This is a genomic window from Pseudonocardia sp. WMMC193, assembly GCF_021728735.1.
In the GTDB taxonomy this organism is placed as follows: domain Bacteria; phylum Actinomycetota; class Actinomycetes; order Mycobacteriales; family Pseudonocardiaceae; genus Pseudonocardia; species Pseudonocardia oroxyli.
On sequence record NZ_JAKKDO010000003.1, the window covers coordinates 857,331 to 878,852 of the forward strand.

Sequence of the window (21,522 nt, forward strand, 5' to 3'; positions counted from 1 at the left end):
CCGGGCCTCAACGCTAACGATCCCGAGGCGCTCAGGTCAACAATCTCAATGGTGTTATTCGGCCCGTGGGAAAGGATTTATGCGACGCTATGCGATCAGTTCTGTGTCGCAGAAATCCCTTGTCGGTGCGGCGGTTCCGACGAGGAGCAGAACCGCTCGCAGGCGCTCCCAGCCGACTCCGTGCGCGGGCCGGTGCACGCGCACGTCGGGCCGACCCGACCACCGGGCCCGCGTGGCGGGCGAGCGACGGAGCTCGGCCTGCCCACGCGTGTCCGCGACCACGTGCACGACCGCCCGACCGGGGCGGCCGGTGCGTGCCGTCGGGTCCAGGACACGGAGGAGGAGATCGTGCACCGAGTCGGTCTCGACAGGTCGCGGGCAGGTGCCGCCCGCTCCCACGGACAGGGCTCCCACGGACGGGGCTCCCACGGACGGGGCTCCCACGGACAGGGCGACGGCCTCGCCCGCCGGGCCCGAGCACCGACCGAGCACCGTCAGCGACCGCGCCTCCAGCGCGGGCAGGACGGCGAGGCCGAAGGCCCCGGAACGCAGCGGGACGATCCCGTACTCCTGCCAGGTCCGCGCCACGGTGGCACCGCTGATGCCGAGCCGGGAGGCCACCCCGCGGCAGGTCCACCGCCTGCCGACCGCGGGGGGCTCCAGCAGCGTCGTCCGCACCACGGCGCCGGAGTCGACGATCCGCGGCCGCCCGGGCCGAGACGAGTCGCGGAGCCCGCGCAGCCCCGCGGCGAGGTACCTGGTGCGCCACGTCGCGACGGTGGGTCTGCTGGTCCCCAGACGCTCGGCGACCGCGGTCACCGAGAGGCCCTCGGCGCTGAGCAGGACGATCCGTGCGCGCAGTGCCGTCGAGGAGGAGCCCTCCGTCAGCCGGAGGAGCTCCGCCCGCTCCGTGGCGGTGAGCGTCAATGCGCTGGAACCGCTCACCTCAGGCCTTCCCGGCCCGCATCTGGGCGGCGGCCAGCAGCGTCTCGGCGTCCGCGTCCCGAGCCTCGTACGCGCCCGCGGGATCCAGGGACAGCAGGGTGCGGTCGCGCATCAGCCAGCGGCCGTCGACCATCGAGTCGACCACCGCGTGCCCACCACCGCCGTACACCAGCGCGGACTCCAGGGACTGCATGCGGACCGGGCCGCGGTGCAGGGCCGCGGTCGAGACCGTGACGAGGTCGGCGGGCGCGCCCTCGGCCAGGGTGCCCGCCCCGCTGCCGTTCCCGAGGGCGCGGTGCCCGGCGACCGTCGCCATCTCGAGCAGGGTCCGCGCCGGCAGCGCGTCCGGGACCCGGCTGACGAACGAGGCCAGGCGCCCCATGGCCCGCATCTCCGCGAACATGTCGTAGCTCCCGTTGTTGCAGACGTTGTCGGTGCCCAACGCGACCGTCACCCCGTGTTCGAGTGCCCGTCGGGCCGGGGGTGGGGCGGCGCCGCTGGCCATGCACACGTTCGGCGCGAGGACCAGCGCGACGTCGGTGCCGGCGAGGAGCGGGAGGTCCTCCGGCAGCACCGTGCAGCCGTGGGCGAGCAGCATCCGTCGTTCGAGCAGGCCGAGCTGGGCCATCCGGCGCAGCGCCGTCGTGCCGTGGTGCTCGAGGCACCACGCGTCCTCCTCCCCGCTGGTGGCGAAGTGCGCGTGCAGCCCGGTGTCGTGCGCGTCGGCGAGCGCCATCTCGGCCAGGATCGCCTCCTCGGTGTTGTCGACGAAGAAGGCGTGCGGACCGACCCAGCCGCGGACCAGCGGTCCCGCGTCCGCGGTGGAGGCCAGGAAGTCGGCGCAGGCCTGCAGCTCGCGCGCCCTCGCCGCATCGTCCCCGAGCTCGACGATCCCGTACGCCACGGCGGCGCGCAGGCCGCTGCGGACGACGGTCGGCACGATCTCCTCGGCGAACAGGTACTGGTCGGCGAACGTCGTGGTGCCCGAGGCGATCATCTCGGCGCAGGACACGGCCACGGCGGCGGGCAGCGCGGTCGGCAGCAGACCGGCCTCCAGGGACCGGATGCTGGCCAGCCACCCCTGTCTGGTCAGCAGCGACCAGCCCTGGGCCACCCCCTTCATCAGCGACATCGGGGTGTGGGTGTGGGCGTTGACCAGCCCCGGCATCAGGATTCGGCCGTCCAGCCGGACGGTCTCGGGCCCACCCGGCGGCCCCGCCGCCCCGACGGGGTCGACGCCGGTGATCGTGCCGTCGTCGAGCCGGACCACCCCGGGGCTCAGCACCCGGTCGGGCAGCAGGACGTGGTCGGCGACCAGGGTCGTCCTCACCGTCGCCCCCCGGCCTCGGAGCCCGCCATCAGCCCGCCGACCCGCTCGCGGTCCACCTCGGCCCGCGGATACGGGCCGAGCAACCGTCCGCCGTAGAGGACGGCCACCCGGTCGGCGAGGTCGAGGACCTCGTCGAGCTCCGTCGAGACGAGCAGCGTGGCCAGGCCGCGGTCGCGCTCGGCGCGCAACGCCCGGTGCACGAACTCGATGCTCCCCACGTCCAGCCCGCGGGTCGGTTGGTTCGCCACGAGGAGGGCGGGGTCCCCGGAGAGCTCGCGGCCGATGACGATCTTCTGCAGGTTGCCGCCGGACAGCGTGGCGACGGGACCGCGGGGTGGCACCCCGCGCACGTCGAAGCGGGTGACGACGTCTCGGGCGGCCCGGTCGACGGCCTTCCTGCGCAGGATCCCGTGCCGGGACAGCGGCGGCCGCCGGAAGGCCGTGGAGATCACGTTCTCGGCCAGGTCGGCGCCCCGGTTGAGCCCGGCGGTCATCCGGTCCTCGGGGATGTGCGCCACGCCCGCCCGCCGCGCCGCGCGGACCGAGGCGTCGGCGAGCCGGGTGCCGCCGACCTCGACGACGCCCTCGTCGACCGCGCGGATGCCGGTGACGGCGTGGACGAGGTCGTTCTGGCCGTTGCCGCTCACCCCCGCGACGCCGACGATCTCGCCGGCCCGCACGGTCAGGTCGACCCCGTGGAGCCCGCCGTCCCCGGACGCGCCGGGACGGCACCCGACACCCCGCAGCTCGAGCACGACGGCGCCCGCGCGCTCGTCGTGGCGCGCCGGGACCGGCGCGATCTCCCGGCCGATCATCATCCGGGTGATCGTGGTGCGGTCCGCTCCGTCGCGGTCCACGGTGCCGACCAGCCGGCCGCGGCGCATCACCGCGATCCGGTCGGCCACCGCGAAGACCTCCGGCAGCTTGTGGCTGATGAACAGGACGGCGCGTCCGGTGGCGGCGAGCCGCCGGATCACCGCGGCGAGATCGCGGGCCTCGGCGGGGGTGAGCATCGCCGTCGGCTCGTCCAGGATCACGACCCGCGCGTCGGCGGCGAGGGTCCGCAGGATCTCCACCCGCTGCTGCAGCCCGATCGGCAGGCCGCCGACCCGCCGCCGGGGGTCGACCGGCATGCCGAGCTCGGCGGCCAGCCGCGCGACCTCCCGGTCGGCGGCCCGGCGGTCGACCAGGCCCCGCCTGCGCGGCTCGCGCCCGAGCAGCACGTTCTCGGCCACGGTGAACGAGGGCACCAGCGCGAAGTGCTGCTGGACCATGCCGATGCCGAGCGCGATGGCGTCCTGGGGGGTGCGGATCGCCGCCTCGCGGCCCGCCACGAGCACGCGCCCGGAGTCCGGCCGGTGCAGGCCGAACACCATGCTGGTGAGGGTGGTCTTGCCCGTGCCGTTCTCGCCGACCAGCGCCAGCACCTCCCCGGCCCGCAGGTCGAGGGACACGTCGTCCACCGCCAGCACACCGCTGGAGGCGAAGTACTTGGTCAACCCCTCCACCCGCAGCAGCGGCACGCCCGTCACGCCGCCACCCCGAGCGGTCCGCACTGCGGCGCGGTCGGTGCCCCGAGGGCGTCGCACACCGCGACCGAGCCGTCGAGGATGCGCTTCTTGTAGTCGGCGACGGTGGCCTGGACCTGCGGGAGCTTCGCCGTCAGGTCCGCGGGGCCGGTCCGGGCGAACGTGGTCGAGCCGTCGTCCCAGGACAGGCCGGTCGCGTCCTGCGCGAGCCCGACCGCGGTGAACCCGGACCGGAACGTGCCGTTCTTCGCGGCCTCGATCAGCAGCTCGGTCGTCCGGTCGACCCGCTTGAGCACCGAGGTGATCACGGTGCCGGGCGCGTCGTCGTCCTGGTTGCCGTCGACGCCGATCGCGAAGGTGCCGGTCTCCTGGGCCGCCTGGATCACGCCGGTGCCGGACAGGCCGGCGACGCCGTAGACGATGTCGGCACCGCGCTGGATCTGGTCGAGCGCGGCCTCCTTGCCCAGGGCCGGATCGGAGAACCGCCCGCCCAGATAGGAGTTGACCACCGTGCAGCCGGGGCAGGCGGCGAGCACACCCTGCTTGTAGCCGTAGAAGAACTGGTTGAGCCCGGGGGCGTCGATGCCCAGCACCGCGCCGACCGTCCGGGTCCGCGTCAGGCTGCCTGCGACGACACCCGCGAGGAAGCTGCCCTCGTGCACGTTCACCGTGTAGGCCGCGACGTTGGCCGGCAGCTGGTCCATGTTGACGTCGCTGGGCGCGCCGAACCGCTGGTCGGGGTTGTCGTCGGCGACCGCGCGCAGCGAGTCCGGGTCCAGCCCGAGCGCGAGGACGAGATCGGGGTGCGCGGTGACGGCGCTGCGCAGCGCGGACTCCTGCCGGGAGGTCGCCTCGGCCTCGATGACCTGGCCCGTGATCCCCATCGTCTGCTCCGCGGCGGTGAGCCCGCGGACGGCGGCGTCGATGTAGGAACCGTCGCCCTGGGCTCCCGGTGTGATCAGCGAGACCGAGAAGGCGTCCGGGTCGGCCTGCTCGGACCCGCCGCCGCCCGACGGGGACCCGCACCCGGCGAGCAGCACGAGTGCGGCGGCGAGCGAGCCGGTCAGGGCGACGCCCCTCCTACGGTTCGCTGACGGTGTCGTGCGGGGCATCGCGTCCTCCGGTGGTGGTGGTGGGGGTGGGAGTCGTGGGACCCGGGGCCGCGCGGTTGCGGCTGCGCTGGAGCAGCGCCCGGATCCGGTCGCGCCGCCCGGCGTGCAGCCCGACCGCCACCAGCGCCACCAGCGCGGCGACGTGGGGGAGGAACTGCACGAGGTTGGGCGGGACGGAGGTGGAGGTCTGCAGCCGGACGGACACCGCGTCGGCGACCCCGAACAGGAAGGCCGCGGGGAGCAGGCCGCGTGCGCTGTTGAGCGCCAACAACGCGGCGGTCACGGCGATCCACCCGCGCCCGTCGGTCATGTTGCGGGTGAACAGTCCCAGGTTGCCGACCGAGAGGAACGCCCCGGCGATCCCGCACAGGGCTCCTGCCACGCACAGCGTCACGAGCTGCACCCGGTGGACCGGGATGCCTGCGCCCGCCGCGGCGGCGGGGGACTCCCCGGTCGCGAGCAGGTGCCTGCCGGGCCGGGTCCGGAAGAGCACGGCGTAGCCGAGCACCGCCGCCCACGACAGATAGACCAGGCCGTTGTACCCGGAGAGCAGCCCGCCGAGGACGGGGATGTCCGCGACCACCGGGATCCGCACCGGGGGCAGCGGGCTGACATCGGGCCGCCAGCCGCCGGCGTCCCCGAGGAACGCCCTGGTCAGGAACACGGTCGCCTGCAGGGCGAGCAGGTTGAACCCGATCGCGAACACCACGAGGTCTCCGCCGACCCGGTCGAGCGCGGAGAGCGCCGCGCCCAGCACGGCCCCGACCAGCGCGGCCGCGACGACGCCGACCGGGCCGCTGCCACTCGTCGCCGCCACCAGCAGCCCGGCGAAGCAGCCGGTCAGCATCGTGCCCTCGACGGCCAGGTTGAGCAGCCCGACGCGGTTGCACAGCGCCGACGCGACGGCGGCCAGCAGGATCGGGGTGCTCAGCCGCACCGCGCTGGCCACGAGGTCCACCGTGAAGAAGCCGTCCACGGGTCAGCGCCCCGTCGGGTCGTGGGCGGCGACCGGCTCGGCGTCCGCCGCCTGCCGGGTCGGGGGCGCGGGATCGGCCTTCGTCCGCCTGCGGTGCTCCTGCCAGCGCCGCAGCACCGGGGGGCGCAGCGCGACGAGGACGATCATCACCGCGAAGACGGTCCCGCCGAGCTCGCTGGGGATGCCGAGCTGCACCTGGAGCCCGTTCACCGCGCCGGTGGAGATCCCGGCGAAGGCGAACGCCGCCACCAGCGCTCCCACCGGCGAGAGCCCGCCGAGCAGGGCGGCGGTGAGGCCGTTGAAGCCGGTGCCGTCGGCGAACCCGTCGACCACCCGGTAGTTGACGCCCAGCACCTGGACCGCTCCGGCCAGGCCGGCGATCCCGCCGCTCAGCAGCATGGCGCGCACCGCGGCCCGGCCTGCCGCCATCCCGGAGTGCAGGCCGAAGGCGGGTGCCTCCCCGGTCATGCGCTGCTCGTAGCCCCAGGTCGTGCGGAAGAGCAGGAACCAGACCGCGACCGTGGCCGCCAGGACCACGAGAACGGCGACCCCGACCTTCGAGGCGGTGTCGAACACCGGCAGCTGGGCCGACCGCTCGATCCGCGGGGTGAAGGGCTGGGAGGAGCGGTCGGCACGCATCGGGAAGCTGATCATGTACGAGACGAGCAGGATCGCGATGTTGTTGAAGACGATCGAGCAGATCAGCTCGTTGACCCCGAACCGCACCTTGAGCAGGGCGGGGACCAGCGCCCAGAGCGCGCCGGCCAGCACGGCGGCGAGGATCGCGCCGAGCAGGTGCGTCACCCCCGGGAGCGGGACGGCGTAGCCGACCCAGCCCGCCGCGAGCCCGCCGACCGCGTACTGCCCCTCCTGGCCGATGCTGAACATCCCGCTGCGCAGCACCACCACCCCCGCGAGCGCGCAGAGCCCGAGCGGCGGCAGCAGGGCGAGGGTGTTGAGCAGGTCGCAGCGGTCCGGGCGACAGGAGAAGCCGGCGTCGAGCACGGTCGCGGCCGCGGTCAGCGGATCGGCGCCGCCGATCCGGATCAGCAGCGCGCCGACCAGCAGGCCGAGCAGCGCGGCGCCGAGGGAGACGACCACGGCCCGGACCCGGGGATCGGACAGCGTCAGCGGGGACGAGATGGTGGCCTCCCGGGGAGCTCGGTGACAGCGGCCGACGATAGCGCTGATTGTGAATCAATAACGCTCAACTGTGACTTGTTCACGATCTCGCAATACCGAGAGCGATCGGCAAAGTCGTGTTCACAGACTTATCGCTCGTTCGTGACCACAGAGGCAGGGCCAGGTCGCGCCCTGTCACCGGCGTGCCGCCGAGCAGGGCGGCGGGGCACTGTGGAGCCAGGTGTCACATGTGATCTGATGACATCGTGACGACGGACCTGCCGCCGAGGTGCCCGCGATGAGCCGGACCGCGACCCGTCGTGCGGAGCTGTTGCGGCGGGTCCGCGCGGCGGGGGAGCTCGGCTTCACCGAGCTCGCGGAGCAGCTGGCGGTCTCCGAGATGACGGTGCGCCGAGACGCCCACGTCCTCGAGACCGACGGGCTGCTGCGCCGCGTGCACGGCGGAGTGATCGTGAACCCGGAGCAGGGCGGGGTCGACAGGCTCTTCGCCACCGGGGACCGAGACCTCCACCCGGCCCGCACGGCGATCGCGGCCCTGGGGGCCACGCTCGTGGGCGAGGGGGAGGCGGTCGCCCTGGGGGCCGGGGCCGCGGTCGTCGAGCTCGCGCGGGTGCTGACCGGGCGGGCCGACCTCACCGTCGTCACCTCCGGCCTGGCGGTGATGACCGTCCTCGCCGCGACGGCGGGCCCGCACGTCCTCGCGACCGGCGGGCTCGTCGAGCCGGGGCGGTTGGGCCTGGTCGGCGACCGGGCCGAGGCCGGGTACGCCGGGGTGAACTGCGACATCGCGTTCCTGGCCGCGGACGGCATCGGCGGGGTCGGCAGCGCGGTGCTCACCAGCAGCTCGGAAGGAGACGCCCGGGTGTCCGTCGCGGCGGTCCGGTCGGCGCGCAGGCGCGTCGTCCTCGCGGACCGGACCACGCTCGGTCGGACCGAGCTGTTCACGGTCGTCCCGCTGACCGCGGTGGACGTGCTGGTCACCGACGCCGAGCCGGACAGCCCCTTCCTGGAGCCGGTCCGGGCAGCGGGGGTCGAGGTCCTCGTCGCGGCCGGTGTCCCGACCGGTCCGGGTGTCTCGTGACCGCGCCGGTGGCCGACCGGCGGGCCCGCATCCGCCTCCTGCTCGCGCGGGACGGCGAGGTCCGTTTCGACGCCCTCGCGCGGGAGTTCGGCGTCTCCGAGATGACCGTCCGCCGCGACATCGACCAGCTGGAGGCGGAGGGCGTCGCCCGCCGGGTGCGACACGGGGCCATCGACGTCACCGGCCGGTCGTCGGAGCCGCGGTTCTCCCGCCGCGCCGCGGTGGAGGCGCCCGCGAAGGCGGCCATCGCCGCGGCGGTGGCCGAGCTGTTGCCCGCCTCGGGCGGGTTGGTCCTCGACTCGGGGACCACGGTGCTCGAGGTGGCGCGCCGGATGTCCGGTCTCCGGCCGGACCTGACCGTCATCACCCCCAGCGTGCTCGTGGCCACGCACCTGGCGGACCGCGGGGCGCGTGTCGTGCTGACCGCGGGTTCCGTGCGGCCGGAGGAGCTCTCCGTCATCGGCCCGGAGGCCGTGGCGTCCTTCGAGGGACTGCACTGTGAGATGGCGGTCCTCGGCGTCGCCGGGCTCGACCTCGACCGTGGGCTCACCGACTACAGCCTCGAGGAGGCCCGCGTGAAGGCCGCCGCGGTCCGGGTGTCCCGTCGGGTCGTCGTCGCCGTCGACCGGACGAAGCTGGGCCGGGTGTTCTTCGCCGCCGTCGCCCCGGTCGGCGCGGTGCACGTGCTGGTGACCGACGCCGAGCCGGGGCACCCGGTCCTGCGGGCGCTGCGGGACCGGGGGACGCAGGTCGTGACGGTGGACGCCCGGGGGGCGGCCGGGTGAGCGGCGCCCTCCTGCTCGGCCTGGACATCGGGACGACGTCGACCAAGGGTGTGCTGCTGGACCTCGACCGGGGTGTCGTCGCGGAGCGGCGGCTGCCCGTCGAGCTGCACTCGCCGCGGATCGGGCACGCCGAGGTCGAGGCCGCGGACTGGTGGGCGAACGTGTGCCTGTTGCCTGCGGCGCTGCTGGCTGCGGCCGGGGTCGACGCCGGGGCGGTCGCCGGCGTGGCGGTGACCGGCATGGTGCCCGCCGTGCTCCCCGTGGACCGCGCCGGGGAACCGCTGACCCGCGCGATGCTGCAGAACGACGCCCGGGCCTCGGTCGAGATCCGCGAGCTGGCGGCGGAGCTGGCCGGGACCGACCTCGTCGCGCGCACCGGGTCCCCGCTGTCGCAGCAGTCGGTGGCGCCGACCCTGCGCTGGCTGGCCCGGCACCTCCCGCAGGTGCGCGCGGGGACGGCCACCCTGGCGGGGTCCTACGACTGGGTCGCGCGCAGGCTCGGCGCCGAGCCGCACCTCGAGCGGAACTGGGCGCTGGAGAGCGGCCTGTTCGAGCTCGACGGCACCCCGTGCGCGCCGGTGCTGGCCGCGGCGGACGTCGATCCGGCTCTGCTGCCCCCGGTCGCCGAACCGGGTCGGGTGGTCGGCGCGGTGTCCGCGTCCGCCGCGACCGAGACCGGCCTGCGGGCGGGCACCCCGATCGTGGTCGGCGGGGCGGACCACGTGCTGTCGGCGGTGGCGAGCGGGCTGCGCCGACCGGGGGACTGGACGGTCAAGCTCGGGGGTGGCGGGGACATCCTGGCGGTGTCGGACTTCCCGCTCGTCGACCGGAGGCTCTATCTCGACGCCCACCCGGTCCCGGGACTCTGGCTGCCGAACGGCTGCATGGCCACCAGCGGCAGCCTCGTCCGCTGGCTCGCCGCGCTGACCGGCGTCGACGACCTGGCGGCGCTCGGCGCGGAGGCGGCGGCCAGAAGGCCGGGCGAGGTCCTCTGCCTGCCCTACTTCCTCGGCGAGAAGTCACCGTGGCACGACACGGACCTGCGCGGTGCGTTCGTGGGCCTGGACCTCGCACACGACCGGGCGAGCCTCTACCGCGCGGTGCTCGAGGCCGTGGCGTTCGGCTTCCGCCACCACGTCGAGATCCTCACCGAGTGCGGGATCGCGCTGGCCGAGACGCCCGTGGTGACGAACGGCGGCGCGGGCTCGGCGCTGTGGAAACAGATCCACGCCGACGTGCTGGACCGGCCGGTCGTGGCCCTGAGCGGGCATCCCGGCGGCGCGCTCGGCGCGGCGCAGGCCGCCGCGGTCGGGGTCGGTCTGGTGCCGGGCTGGGCGGAGATGCCGCTGTACGTGCGACCGGAGGCCCCCGTCCTGCCCGATCCGGCCTCCGCCGCGCGGCTGGCCGAGGCCTACCGGACCTGGCGTGCGCTCGGCGAGGTCCTCGCCCCGATCTCGCACCGCCTCGCGCGGTCCTGAGCCCCGGAGCCGGACGACACGCCCCCGACGCCGGCCTCAGGCGGCCCGGCGCTCGCGCACCGCGGCGACGAACTCCGCGGCCCGGCGCGGGTCGACGCGGTTCCACGTGTGGCGGTCCACCTTGAGCGAGGACCCGACGATGCAGCCGTCCACGATCTCCAGCATCTCGGCGATGGACTCCGCCCGCGCGCCCGTGTTGAGCAGCACCGGCACCTCGGTCGGGACCGCGTCCCGGACCTCGCGCAGCACCCGGGTGTCCGGCGCCGCGCCCGCGCGGGGACCGGACACCAGGATCGCGTCCGGCAGGCTGGAGACCGCGACGCTGGCGGCGACCTCCGCGGGGCCGCGCCGCCCGATCGGCGAGGCGAACTCCGGGGTCACGTTCATCAGCACCGCCAGCTCGTCGGCGCCGAGCCTGCGGCGCTCCCGCAGCGTCTGGGCGGCGTCGGTGGTCCACAGGCCCATGTCGGACTCCCACACCCCGGTCACGACCTCGCGCATGAACGCGGCCTCCGTCGCCACCGCCGCGGCGAGCGCGGTCCGGGCGTCCCAGAGGAAGTCGACGCCGAACGGGATCGACTCCGGCCGGCACTCGGTCACGACCCGGGCCATCAGCGCGGCCGACTCCGGGCCGGGATCCAGCTCGTAGGGGCGGTCGTTCTCGTTGCAGAAGAGCACCGCGTCGAAGCCCGCCTCCACCAGCACCTCGACGTCCGCCCGCAGGGCGTCGACGACGCCGCGCAGGCCTGCCCGGGCGTCGTAGAGCGGGGTCCCGGGCAGGGCCGGGACGTGGGCCATGGCGATCAGCGGCGTGCGCACACCGGGGAAGACGGAGCGGAACCTGGTCATGGGACTCCCTTCACTGTGCCGGGACCGGCTCCCGGGCGGACACCAGGACACGGCCACCGACGACGACGTCCGTCACGTCGCCCGGGCGTTCCTGGAAGACCATGGCCGCCGCGGGATCGGCCCGCGGCCACCAGTGCTCGCCCGAGGTGTCGACGACGACGAGGTCCGCCGTGGCGCCGACGCGGAGCACACCGAGGTCCGGGCGCCCGATCGCGACCGCACCCTCGCGGGTCGCCATGTCCAGCGCCGTCTCGGCGCAGGCCCGCCGATCGGTGGTGCCCGCCACGCGGTCGAACATCAGGGCGTGCCGCATCTCCAGGACCATGTCGGCGGTGCCGTTCACCGAGCCGTTGTCCAGGCCGAGCCCGACCGGCAGGCCCGCCTCCCGGATCCGGCCGAGCGCGCTCGGTGCCCCGCCGCCCAGCATCGTCGAGCTCGGGCAGTGCGCCGCGCCCGCGCCCGCTCGGGCGAGCCGGGCGAGCTCGGCGGGCTCGGCGTGGGTGAGGTGGGCACCCAGCACGCGTCCGGACGGGAGCGCGGCCAGGATGCGGTCGACGGCACCCCGGGCTCCCTCGGGGGAGGCGCTCAGATGGGTGGTGACCCATCCGTCCGAGCGCGCGGCCAGGGCCGCCAGCCCCCGCAGGAGCTCGTCCGAGGCCATCTCCGGCAGCTCGGCGCACGGCCACACCGTGACGCCGTGACCGGCGGCGTCGAGGGCGTGGGCGGTGAACTCGAGGGCGGTGTCGGTGGAGGTCGTCAGGCCGTCGGGGCGGAAGCGGGGATCGGCGGCGGCGACCCGGGCCAGGTCCGCTGCCCAGGCGTGGGGGAGCCGGTCCGCCGTCATCGGGGCCAGGACCCAGCGGAGCCCGGACGCCCGGGCCACCTCCACGGTGGCGGCGAGGCACTCGCGGCTGCGCGCCGAGCCCGCGTCGCCCACCCCCCAGCAGTCCACGACCGTCGTGACCCCCGCACGGAGCAGGCCCGCCGCGGTCCGCCGGGCCGCCGCGGCGGCCCGCTCGGGGGTGTGGGCGAGCACCTCGGCGTAGTAGACGCCGAAGAGCCAGTCGGGGAACGCCCGGGCCCGGGCGGCGGACCCCGGCAGCAGGGCGTCCATCGAGTGCTGGTGGGCGCTCACGAACCCCGGCCGGACGTACCCGCCCCGGGCGTCGATCCGCCGGGCGCCGGGCGTGGCGGGCGCGGGCCCCTCGGCGAGGGCGACGATGCGGTCCCCGGCGATCCCGAGCCAGCCCGTCTGCACCCGGCCGCCGTCCAGGGTGACCAGGACACCGTTCTCGACGACGAGCGTCGGCGCCGTCACGCCGGGGCCGCCGTCGCCAGGCCGTCGACGTGCGCGGCGATCCGGTCGGTGAGGGCGTGGAACTCGGGGCTGCGCAACAGGGTGAGATCGCGGTCCGCGGGCAGGTCGGTGTCCAGCACGGCGACCACCCGGCCCGGCCGCGGCGAGAGCACGACGACCCGGTCGGCGAGGAAGGCCGCCTCCGTGACCGAGTGTGTGACCAGCACCGTCGTGACGCCTGACGCCGCGACCACCGTGCGCAGCTCGGCGTTCATCCGCTGGCGGGTGATGTCGTCCAGGGCGCCGAACGGCTCGTCGAGCAGCAGGAGGTCGGGCGTCGCGACCAGTGCGCGGGCCAGCGCCACTCGCTGGCGCATGCCGCCGGAGAGCTGGGCCGGCGTGGCGCGGGCGAACCCCGCCAGGCCGACCCGCTCGACGAGGTCGGCGACCCTGTCGTCGGCGCGGGCCGCCCCGGCGAGCTGGAGGGGGAGCCGGATGTTGCCCGCGACCGTGCGCCACGGCAGCAGCGCCGGGTCCTGCAGCGCCACCCCGATCCGGTGCGCCCTGCGGAGGTCTCCGGGTGGTCGGCCCTCGACCCGCAGCGTGCCGGTCCCGGGCTCCTCCAGCCCCGCGAGCAGCGCGAGCAGCGTGGACTTGCCGCAGCCGGAGGGGCCGAGCAGCGCCGTCACGCAGCCGCTGGGCAGGTCCAGGTCGACGCCGTCGAGAGCGACGAGTCCGTCCGGGTAGCGCAGCCCGACCCCGTCGAGGCGGATGCCGGACCCGCCCGGCTCCCGTCCGGGCTCGGTCCGTCGCGTCCGGGACCGCCGGGGCGGAGCCGGCGGCGCGGCCCCGAGACGGCGTGCCACCCGGCGCTCGACGGTGGCGGTCACGGCGTAGAGGGCGAGCGAGCAGACGGTCACCACGACCACCGCCGACCACAACAGCCCGAGGTCGAACGAGGTGAGCGTCAGCAGCATGAGATGGCCCAGGCCGTCGCCGGTGACCAGCCACTCCGCCAGCAGGGCCCCGGTCAGGGCGAGCGGTGCGGCCATCCGCAGCGCGGCGAACAGCGCGGGCAGGGCGTGCACGAACCGGACCCGGGCCAGCACGGCCGCGGGGGACCCGCCGAACGCACGCCCGACGTCGACCATCGTCGCCGGGGTGCCGCGCATCGCCACGACCAGGCCCGTCAGCACCGGGAAGAACGTGACGATCGCCGTCACGGCCGCGACGGCCACCGGGCCGCGCCCGAGCACGAGCGCGAGGAGTGGGGTCATCGCCACCAGGGGCACCGACCGCAGCGCCAGCGCGGGCGGGAGGAGGACCCGCCCCGCGGCCGGGACCAGCACGAACACCACCGCGGCTGCGATCGCCGCGGCCGCGCCGACGACCAGCCCCAGCAGGGCGTGCCAGAGCGTCGTGCCGGTCGCGACGATCAGGGCGGACCGCGTGCCCGCCGGGTCCGTGACCAGGTAGCGCAGGACGTCGACCGGCCCGCGGGCCAGGAAGGGGTCCAGCCGCAGACCGAGGAGCAGCAGCTCCCACAGCACCGCCAGGGCGAGGACCGAACCCAGCCCGGCGACGAGCGCGGCGAGCGGTCCCCGGTCTCGGCCCGGCAGCCCCGGCACCCCGGCCTCCCGGTGCGGCGCCCACGGCACCAGGACGCGGCCCAGGAGCCCGACCGCCGCGTAGGCCGTCCCGGCCGCGGCGGCCGCGACCACGCCCAGCGCCCAGGTCCGCTCGACGGCGAGGCTCTGCTGTGCGGCGACCAGGGCCACCCCGAGTCCGCTCTCGGCCCCCAGGTACTCGCCGATGACGGCGCCGAGCACCGCCGACGGTGCCGCGACCCGCACCCCCGCCAGCAGGTCCGGCAGGGCCGCCCGCCAGCGGACGTGGCGCAGGAGTCGGACCTCTCCCGCGCCGAAGGCCCGCGCCGTGCGCACCACCGGTGCAGTGGTCGCCCGCAGGCCGCTCTCCAGCCCGACGACGGTGGGGAAGAAGACGGCCAGCGCGGCCAGGACGACCTGCGGCGTGCGGCCGCCGACGGTCGCCGCGAGCAGCGGTCCGACCGCCACCAGCGGCAGGCAGTAGGTCACCAGCGCGAACCGCAGGACGGTGCCGCCCGCGCGCGGCACCACCGCGACGAGCGCGCCCGAGGTGAGGGCGAGCACGGTGCCCCAGCCCCACCCCTCGGCGGCCGCGCGCGCCGTCGGCTCCAGGTTGCGCAGGTAGAAGGCGGGCCCGTCGGCGACGACCGCGCCGACCACCGCGGACGGCGGCGGCAGCGCCGCACTCCCGACCACCCGGGCGAGCACCTCCCAGGCCGCGACCAGCGCGAGGCCCGCGAGCAGCGGACCCGCCGCGCGCAGCGTCATCCGGCGGTCCGCAGACCGGGATCGGCGGCGTAGACCTCGTCGAGCACGGACATGTCGAAGAGCTGGTCGGCGGAGATGGCGATCCCCCCGCGGTGCAGGGACTCGATCGACCGGTCCCGGAGCTCCTCGCTGATGGTGAAGAGTCCGTTCGCCCGCGTGTCCTCCGTGACGATCAGGGTCGCGTGGTCGTCCAGCGCCCGGCGTTGTTCGGTGCGGTCGAGGCCCAGATCGCGGCCGTAGTCGTCGACCGTCAGGGTGGTCGCGGCCTCGCGGTCCCGCAGCGCGTCCTGCCAGCCCTGGATCTCGGCGCGGATGGCAGCCGCCACGGCCGCCCGGTTCGTGGTGAGGGAGTCCCGACGGGCCACGATGATGTCCGAGACCAGCGGGAACCCGTGGTCGGCCAGCAGCATGGTGGTCACGTCGTAGCCGCGGACCCGCAGCGAGTTCGGTTCGTTCGCGTAGAAGGAGAACCAGCCGTCGACCTCCCCCGCCGCCAGCGGCTGGGGGTCGAACTGGGCGGGCACCGTGGGGACCTGGGCCGGGTCGATGTCGTTGACCTGCAGGAACGCCCGCCAGGTGGTCTCGTTGGTGGCCTGCAGGCCGATCCGGCGGCCGATCAGGTCGGCGGGTTCTCGGATCGGGGCGGACGACAGGCTCATGATGCACAGCGGGTTCGTCTGGCGCACCGCGCCGAGGGCGACCAACGGGGCGCCCTGCAGGATCGCGGGCCCGGTGACGTCGCACCCGGACAGGGTGAGCAGCGCCCGCCCCGACACGACCACGGTGTTCGGCGAGACGTTCGGTCCGCCGGGGACCAGGTCGACGCCGTCGAAGCCGGCGGCCGCGAAGTGTCCGCCCCGGTCCGCCATGTACTCGCCCGCGAACTGCACGTTGCGGATCCAACCGAGCTGGTACACCAGCGCGCCGAGCGAGCCGCCGCCTGCCGGCGCACTCGGGCCCGAGCAGGCCGCCGCCGCGGCCATGGTGGCCGCCGCACCGAGGAAGGAGCGCCGGGTCAGGGTGTTCATCTCCGGGACACTATGTGTGAAGAAATCACAACTCAACGCGAAGGATGTTACAAGACAACGTCTTACCGCGTGGAAACACGCGATCCGTCTCGGCCGGCTACCGTCTCTCACATGCGCCATCCCACCCTCCCCGCGGAGTTCGAGGCGCGGATCGGGCCGCTCCCCGTCCGGCTGCCCGTCGTCGAGGTGGCGCCCGACCTCGCGGTGGCCCTGTTCATGACGATCGACCACGGCGTCGAGCTCATCGCGGGGGCCTGCCGCGAGCTCGCCGACCGGGTGCGCGGCCTCGCGCCGGACGTCGTCGTCGGCCCGGCGACCCTCGGCATCCCGGTGGCGATCGAGACCAGCCGAGCCCTGGGTCTGGACGACTACGTGATCCTGCAGAAGACCCCGAAGATCCACCTCCGGGACGCGCTCGCGGTCGAGGCGGAGTCGATCACCACCGCCGCGCGGCAGCGGCTGCTGCTCGACCGCCGCCGGGTCGCGGCGCTCGCGGGGCGGCGCGCCCTGCTGGTCGACGACGTGGTGTCCACCGGCGGGTCGCTCGCCGCAGCTCTGACCCTGCTCGACCGGGCCGGCGCGGACGTCGTCGGGGTCGGGGCGCTGCTGGCCGAGGGCACCGGCTGGCGGGCGCGGCTCGGACCGCGCGCCGACCTGGTGCACGCCCTCGGGACGATCCCGCTGTTCCGCAGGCAGGCCGACGGCTCCTGGTGCGAGGACGCGTCGTGACGGCCGCCCGGTCCCGCACCGAGCCCGCCCTCAACGGGCACCTGCTCGTCTCCGACGCCGAGCACTTCCGGGTCGACTTCGAGATCAACCCCTACATGTCCACCCGCGACCAGCCCGATCCGTGCGCGGCCCGCGCCGAGCACGCCGGGATCGTCCGCGCCCACCGTGCCGCGGGGCGCAGGGTCGAGCGGCTGCCGTCGGCGCCGGACTGCCCGGACATGGTCTTCACCGCCAACGCCGGGCTGGCGTGCGGCGGGCAGGTCGTGCTGGCGCGGCTCCCGGGGCCGCGCAGACCCGAGACCCCGCACCACCGGGCGTGGTTCGAGGCCCGCGGCTACACCGTGGTCGACGCGCCGTACGACTTCAGCGGCCAGGGTGACGCGCTGCCGTGCGGACCGCTGCTGCTGGCGGGCTCGGGACACCGCACCGATGCGCGGATGCACCCCTTCCTCGCCGACCGGCTCGGGTACGAGGTCGTGAGCCTCCGGACGGCGGGCCCGCTCTGGTACGACCTGGACCTCGCGCTGGGCGTGGTGTCACCCGACCTGCTCCTCTGGTGCCCAGAGGCCTTCGAGCCCGACAGCCGGTCCCTGATCCGCGCCCTGGGCCTGGAGCTGGTCGAGGTCGCCGAGAGCGACGCGCGCCGGTTCGCGCTGAATCTCATCAGCGACGGGAGGACCGTCACCATGACGGACCGGGCGCCACGGGTCGCCGCGCTGCTGCGCGCCCGCGGGCTGACGGTCGTCGAGCTCCCGACCGCACAGCTGGCGAAGGGGGGCGGGGGAGTGCGCTGCACCGCGCTGACCCTGCACCCCGCTCGTTAGGCGCCGGGGGGTTCGACGCCGCCCTCGCCCGACACCGCCGCCACCTGCCTCACGAGAGCCTCGGCCCGCGGCCGCCGCCGACTCGCAGCTCGATCGGGCCCTTCGGCGGTTCCGGGCAGCGTGGTCGTCGACGGCATCCGGCCCGCCTGCGGTGACACGGACGCCCGATGTCGGCCGAGGCCGCTCGCTGCCGAGGTGGGCGGTCGCCTCGCGCTCGGTGGCCGGGAGGTCCGCGTGAAGGGATGTCGCCCGGGCTGACTAGAAGCGTTTCTACATTTCTGCCTTCCGTCCCGTCCGTGCGGCCTGGCGGTCTCATCCGCACGGCGCCGTATCCTCGGGAGTCGGTGCGCCGCAACAGCTCGAACGGCATCGATCGGGTGTGGCCCCTCGGTCTGCGGTGGAGCTGGGCCGTCGATGACATCGCCCCTGCTCGGCACTGTCATGAAGCGACTAGAAACGTTACGATCGTGTTCACTCCCGCGTGGATCTCTAGTCTTCGAGGCGGAGATGGGCCACGCTTCGACGCGAACTGGAGGTGGCGATCAGAGGAGCGTCCGCGGCCGAACGGCGTCAGCCCGGCCGGAGATCCCTCCGCCGCCCCGAACTAGAAACGACTCAAGTGAAGGTGGACCGATGGGGTATCTCGACAACCTGATCATCGACACGGACAACTACAAGCACTGCCACTATCCGCTGTACCCGAAGGGTACGGAGTACGTGTCGAGCTACATCGAGTCTCGTGGTGGTCTGTTCCCGGTCACCATGTTCGTGGGGCTGCAGGTGTATCTGCGGGAGAAGCTGATGAAGCCGATCACGCTGGAGGACATCGACGAGGCCGAGTTCGTGGTCCGTGAGCAGGGTATGCACTTCAACCGGGAGAACTGGTTGGGGATCTTGAACGATCACGGCGGGTATCTGCCGGTGGAGATCGAGGCGGTGCCGGAGGGGACGGTGTTGCCTGCCCGCAACGTGTTGGTGCAGGTGATCAACACCGACCCGAAGTACTTCTGGGCGACCAGCTTCTTCGAGACCGCGCTGCTGCGGGCGGTGTGGTATCCGAGCACGATCGGCACGGTCAGCTGGCTGTCGAAGATGGTGATCAAGGAGGCGTTGGACCGTACCGCGGACTCGTCGGCGGGGTTGCGGTTCATGTTGCACGACTACGGCGCCCGTGGGGTGAGCTCGCAGCAGTCCGCGGCGCTCGGCGGCCTCGCGCACCTGGTGAACTTCGACCAGTCCGACACCGTGCCGGGCATCCTCGCCGCGAAGCGGTACTACAACGCGGGGAAGGTGTCGAACTCCGGGCCGAACGCCGAGCACGCGGGTTTCTGTGCGTGGGGGCGGGACGACGAGGTGGGTGCGATCCGGAACATGCTCGAGACCTACGCCCCCGAGGGCTGCGCGCTCGTGCTCACCGACACCTACGACCACGAGAACTGTGTCAAGAACATCATCGGTGGCGAGCTCAAGGAGATGGTGCAGAACTTCCCGGGTCTGGTCGGTGTGCGCCCCGACTCGGGGGACATCGTGCAGGTCACCGCGGACACCACCGGCTGGTTGATGGACATCTTCGGGTACACGGTGAACTCGAAGGGGTTCAAGGTGTTGCCTCCGTTCATCCGGGTGGTGCAGGGCGACGGGGTGAACTTCCACTCGCTGCCGCAGGTGTACATGGAGTTGGAGCGGCGTGGGTTCTCCGCGGAGAACGCGGTGTTCGGTATGGGTGGTGGTCTGTTGCAGCACTGGAACCGGGACACCATGAACTTCGGTCAGAAGGCGTCGGCGGTGTGTGTGGACGGGCAGTGGCGTGAGATCGCCAAGTCGCCGACGGGTGCGGCGTTCAAGGCGTCGAAGCGGGGCAGGTTGGCGCTCAAGCACGAGGACGGCGTGTACACCACGGTGCCGAAGGGGTCGATCCCGGAGTCGGAGAACGTGCTGCAGCCGGTGTTCCGGGACGGGAAGCTGTTGCGCAAGTGGGACTTCACCGAGTTGATCGCGAACAGCGAGAAGGAGGTGCCGGAGTCCTACTACATCGACCATGTCGGGCCGTTGCGCACCGTCTCCTCGGAGATGGCCGTCTCCGCCTGACCCCGGCCCGGCGCCCCGTCCCCCCGCGGGGCGCCGGCCGGCCCGCAGGACGTCTGGCTGGAGTTCGACGCGGGCGAGGGCCGGTGCCCGGCCCCACACCAGACCGCGGCCGCGGTCGCCGCGCTGGTCGCCGCGGGCCTGTCGACCGCCAATCCCCGCCGCCTGTTCACCGCGGCGGGCCATCGATGAGGAGTGTTGTGAGCCAGCTTCTGGGGAACGCCTTCGCGGCGGAGCTCGACTGGGCACCGAAGACCCCCGAGTTCCGCACGGGTGCCCGCTACCTGGACGGGATCACCGCGGACACCGCGGTGGACGTCTGGGGCGCCGAGGTCGGCGAGTACGACGGGGTCACCGCCGACGAGATCGTCGTGGTCCTCGAGGGCAAGGCCGAGGTCACCTTCCACCGCACCGGCGAGACCCTCCGCACGGTGTCGTTCTCCGCCCGACAGGACGTCTGACCATGACCGTGCAGACCGCCGGCGTGCCCCTCGAGCGGGTGGCCGAGTTCTACATCGGCGGCCGGTGGGTCGCCCCGTCCTCCGCGGACGTGATCGACGTCGTCGACTCCGGCACCGAGGAGGTCTACTTCAGTGTCGCCGAGGCGCGCGAGGCCGACGTCTCCGCCGCGGTCGGCGCCGCACGGACGGCGTTCGACGACGGCCCGTGGCCGCGGATGACCCCCGGCAGGCGTGCCGAATACCTGCGGGCCATCGGTGCCGCGATCGCCGAGCGCGCCGAGGACGTGGCGCAGCTCTGGACGCGGGAGTCGGGGATCGTCGTCGGTGCCGCGCGGGCGGTGCTGACGAGTGAGGTCACCGGCGCCTACTCCTACTACGCCGACCTCGCCGACACCTTCGCCTTCGAGGAGCCCGCCACCCCCTCGGGCGGCGCCGGGTTCGGAGCCATCGTGCGGGAGCCGGTGGGCGTGGTGGGGGCGATCGTCCCGTGGAACGTGCCGATGTCGCTGATCGCCTTCAAACTCGCCCCGGCTCTGCTGGCCGGGTGCACCGTGGTGCTCAAGGCCTCCCCGGAGGCGCCAGGTGCGGCGCTGGTGATGGCCGAGATCGCCGAGCAGGTGGGGTTGCCCGCCGGGGTGTTGAACGTGCTGACCGCCGACCGCGAGGTCTCCGAGCGCCTCGTCCGGGACCCGCGGGTCGACAAGATCACCTTCACCGGGTCGACGGCCGCGGGGAAGGCCATCGCGGGGATCATGGCCGAGCGGATCGGGCGCTACACGCTCGAGCTCGGGGGCAAGTCCGCGGCGGTCGTGCTGGACGACGCGGACGTCGCCGACGCGGCTCGGGTCCTGGCGGGCGCGGAGTGCTTCCTCACCGGGCAGATCTGCGGCTCGCTGACCCGGATCATCGTCCCCCGGCACCGGCACGACGAGATGGTGGAGGGCCTCGCGGCAGCGTTCTCCCAAGTCAGGGTGGGTGATCCCTTCGATCCGTCCGTGCAGATGGGGCCGCTCGCGACCGCCAGGCAGCGAGCGCGCGTCGAGGGCTACATCGGCCTCGGGATCAGCGAGGGCGCCACGCTCGCGAGCGGCGGCGGCAGGCCCCCGGGCCTGAACCGGGGCTGGTACGTCGAGCCCACGGTCCTGGCGAACGTGGAGAACTCGTGGCGGATCGCCCAGGAGGAGATCTTCGGCCCGGTGCTGACCGTGATCCCGGCGCGAGACGAGCAGGACGCGGTCCGCATCGCGAACGACTCGCCGTACGGGCTCAACGCCTCGGTGTTCACCCCCGACCTCGACCGCGCGCTCGCGGTGGGCAGGCGGCTCCGTTCCGGGACCGTCGGACACAACGACAACCGGGCGGACTTCGGCATCGGCTTCGGCGGGTTCAAGCAGTCGGGCGTCGGCCGCGAGGGCGGCGTCGCGGGCCTGCTGCCCTACCTCGAGAACAAGACCATGGTCTTCGAGGCCAGGCCGGCGGGCCTCGGTGCCTAGTA

The 21,522-nt window shown here is 74.2% G+C and carries 18 protein-coding genes; 8 read left to right on the forward strand and 10 right to left on the reverse strand.

Annotated elements, in window-relative coordinates; translation table 11 throughout:
* Positions 1-87: 87 nt before the first annotated feature.
* Genes L3X23_RS05475 through L3X23_RS05500 form a run of 6 tightly spaced genes read right to left on the reverse strand, consistent with a single transcriptional unit; the run spans position 88 to position 6,993 of the window.
* Positions 88-945, reverse strand: a complete 858-nt coding sequence (locus L3X23_RS05475) for a helix-turn-helix domain-containing protein (RefSeq protein WP_237191034.1) — start codon at positions 943-945, stop codon at positions 88-90.
* A gap of 1 nt (position 946) precedes the next feature.
* Positions 947-2,275 (reverse strand): amidohydrolase family protein, encoded by a 1,329-nt coding sequence (locus L3X23_RS05480; protein ID WP_237191035.1) that lies wholly within the window; start codon positions 2,273-2,275, stop codon positions 947-949.
* Positions 2,272-3,807: an ABC transporter ATP-binding protein gene (locus tag L3X23_RS05485; protein ID WP_237191036.1), complete on the reverse strand. Its 1,536-nt coding sequence runs from the start codon at positions 3,805-3,807 to the stop codon at positions 2,272-2,274. Before L3X23_RS05485 ends, L3X23_RS05480 begins: the two co-directional genes overlap by 4 nt.
* Positions 3,804-4,916 (reverse strand): BMP family ABC transporter substrate-binding protein, encoded by a 1,113-nt coding sequence (locus tag L3X23_RS05490; protein WP_237191037.1) that lies wholly within the window; start codon positions 4,914-4,916, stop codon positions 3,804-3,806. The genes L3X23_RS05485 and L3X23_RS05490 overlap by 4 nt, the downstream gene beginning before the upstream one ends.
* Positions 4,885-5,892, reverse strand: a complete 1,008-nt coding sequence (locus L3X23_RS05495) for an ABC transporter permease (RefSeq protein ID WP_237191038.1) — start codon at positions 5,890-5,892, stop codon at positions 4,885-4,887. Before L3X23_RS05495 ends, L3X23_RS05490 begins: the two co-directional genes overlap by 32 nt.
* Before the next feature lie 3 nt (positions 5,893-5,895).
* Complete coding sequence (locus tag L3X23_RS05500) at positions 5,896-6,993, reverse strand: ABC transporter permease (RefSeq protein ID WP_237191039.1); 1,098 nt, start codon at positions 6,991-6,993, stop codon at positions 5,896-5,898.
* Between the two features lie 319 nt (positions 6,994-7,312).
* On the opposite strand from L3X23_RS05500, the gene L3X23_RS05505 reads away from it, so the two are divergent.
* The 3 genes from L3X23_RS05505 to L3X23_RS05515 are packed head-to-tail and all read left to right on the forward strand — an operon-like array spanning position 7,313 to position 10,379.
* Positions 7,313-8,116 carry a DeoR/GlpR family DNA-binding transcription regulator gene (locus L3X23_RS05505; protein WP_237191040.1) on the forward strand — a complete coding sequence of 268 codons (804 nt, stop codon included), beginning with the start codon at positions 7,313-7,315 and terminating at the stop codon, positions 8,114-8,116.
* Positions 8,113-8,901 carry a DeoR/GlpR family DNA-binding transcription regulator gene (locus L3X23_RS05510; protein WP_237191041.1) on the forward strand — a complete coding sequence of 263 codons (789 nt, stop codon included), beginning with the start codon at positions 8,113-8,115 and terminating at the stop codon, positions 8,899-8,901. The genes L3X23_RS05505 and L3X23_RS05510 overlap by 4 nt, the downstream gene beginning before the upstream one ends.
* Positions 8,898-10,379, forward strand: coding sequence for an FGGY family carbohydrate kinase (locus tag L3X23_RS05515; protein ID WP_237191042.1), 1,482 nt, complete (start codon positions 8,898-8,900; stop codon positions 10,377-10,379). The genes L3X23_RS05510 and L3X23_RS05515 overlap by 4 nt, the downstream gene beginning before the upstream one ends.
* 36 nt (positions 10,380-10,415) lie before the next feature.
* On the opposite strand, the gene L3X23_RS05520 is transcribed toward L3X23_RS05515, so the two are convergent.
* The 4 genes from L3X23_RS05520 to L3X23_RS05535 are packed head-to-tail and all read right to left on the reverse strand — an operon-like array spanning position 10,416 to position 15,928.
* A complete protein-coding gene (locus L3X23_RS05520; protein WP_237191043.1) occupies positions 10,416-11,228 on the reverse strand; it encodes a BtpA/SgcQ family protein in 813 nt (270 codons plus the stop codon).
* Between the two features lie 10 nt (positions 11,229-11,238).
* Entirely contained in the window at positions 11,239-12,546 is a 1,308-nt protein-coding gene (locus L3X23_RS05525) for an amidohydrolase family protein (protein WP_237191044.1), read from the reverse strand.
* A complete protein-coding gene (locus L3X23_RS05530; protein WP_237191045.1) occupies positions 12,543-14,900 on the reverse strand; it encodes an ATP-binding cassette domain-containing protein in 2,358 nt (785 codons plus the stop codon). Before L3X23_RS05530 ends, L3X23_RS05525 begins: the two co-directional genes overlap by 4 nt.
* Positions 14,897-15,928, reverse strand: a complete 1,032-nt coding sequence (locus L3X23_RS05535; RefSeq protein ID WP_237191046.1) for an ABC transporter substrate-binding protein — start codon at positions 15,926-15,928, stop codon at positions 14,897-14,899. The genes L3X23_RS05530 and L3X23_RS05535 overlap by 4 nt, the downstream gene beginning before the upstream one ends.
* Positions 15,929-16,039: 111 nt before the next feature.
* Between L3X23_RS05535 and L3X23_RS05540 the strand changes: the two genes are divergently transcribed.
* The 5 genes from L3X23_RS05540 to L3X23_RS05560 all read left to right on the forward strand — a co-directional run bounded on the left by L3X23_RS05540 (position 16,040) and on the right by L3X23_RS05560 (position 21,520).
* Positions 16,040-16,657 carry a phosphoribosyltransferase family protein gene (locus L3X23_RS05540; RefSeq protein WP_237191047.1) on the forward strand — a complete coding sequence of 206 codons (618 nt, stop codon included), beginning with the start codon at positions 16,040-16,042 and terminating at the stop codon, positions 16,655-16,657.
* The gene (locus L3X23_RS05545; RefSeq protein ID WP_237191048.1) at positions 16,654-17,481 is read left to right on the forward strand and encodes a dimethylarginine dimethylaminohydrolase family protein; all 828 of its coding nucleotides are present in this window, start codon (positions 16,654-16,656) and stop codon (positions 17,479-17,481) included. Before L3X23_RS05540 ends, L3X23_RS05545 begins: the two co-directional genes overlap by 4 nt.
* A gap of 633 nt (positions 17,482-18,114) precedes the next feature.
* Positions 18,115-19,569 (forward strand): nicotinate phosphoribosyltransferase, encoded by a 1,455-nt coding sequence (locus L3X23_RS05550; RefSeq protein ID WP_237191049.1) that lies wholly within the window; start codon positions 18,115-18,117, stop codon positions 19,567-19,569.
* A gap of 197 nt (positions 19,570-19,766) precedes the next feature.
* A complete protein-coding gene (locus L3X23_RS05555) occupies positions 19,767-20,027 on the forward strand; it encodes a hypothetical protein (protein WP_237191050.1) in 261 nt (86 codons plus the stop codon).
* A 2-nt stretch (positions 20,028-20,029) separates the two neighbouring features.
* Entirely contained in the window at positions 20,030-21,520 is a 1,491-nt protein-coding gene (locus tag L3X23_RS05560) for an aldehyde dehydrogenase (RefSeq protein ID WP_237191051.1), read from the forward strand.
* Positions 21,521-21,522: the final 2 nt, after the last annotated feature.

What these genes read in the sequence shown, in the direction of transcription:
- L3X23_RS05505 (WP_237191040.1), top strand. Translation starts at nt 7,313, where the DNA reads ATGAGCCGGACCGCGACCCGTCGTGCGGAGCTGTTGCGGCGGGTCCGC.
- L3X23_RS05560 (WP_237191051.1), top strand. Translation starts at nt 20,030, where the DNA reads ATGACCGTGCAGACCGCCGGCGTGCCCCTCGAGCGGGTGGCCGAGTTC.
- L3X23_RS05540 (WP_237191047.1), top strand. Translation starts at nt 16,040, where the DNA reads ATGCGCCATCCCACCCTCCCCGCGGAGTTCGAGGCGCGGATCGGGCCG.
- L3X23_RS05535 (WP_237191046.1), bottom strand. Translation starts at nt 15,928, where the DNA reads ATGAACACCCTGACCCGGCGCTCCTTCCTCGGTGCGGCGGCCACCATG.
- L3X23_RS05520 (WP_237191043.1), bottom strand. Translation starts at nt 11,228, where the DNA reads ATGACCAGGTTCCGCTCCGTCTTCCCCGGTGTGCGCACGCCGCTGATC.
- L3X23_RS05530 (WP_237191045.1), bottom strand. Translation starts at nt 14,900, where the DNA reads ATGACGCTGCGCGCGGCGGGTCCGCTGCTCGCGGGCCTCGCGCTGGTC.
- L3X23_RS05490 (WP_237191037.1), bottom strand. Translation starts at nt 4,916, where the DNA reads ATGCCCCGCACGACACCGTCAGCGAACCGTAGGAGGGGCGTCGCCCTG.
- L3X23_RS05550 (WP_237191049.1), top strand. Translation starts at nt 18,115, where the DNA reads ATGGGGTATCTCGACAACCTGATCATCGACACGGACAACTACAAGCAC.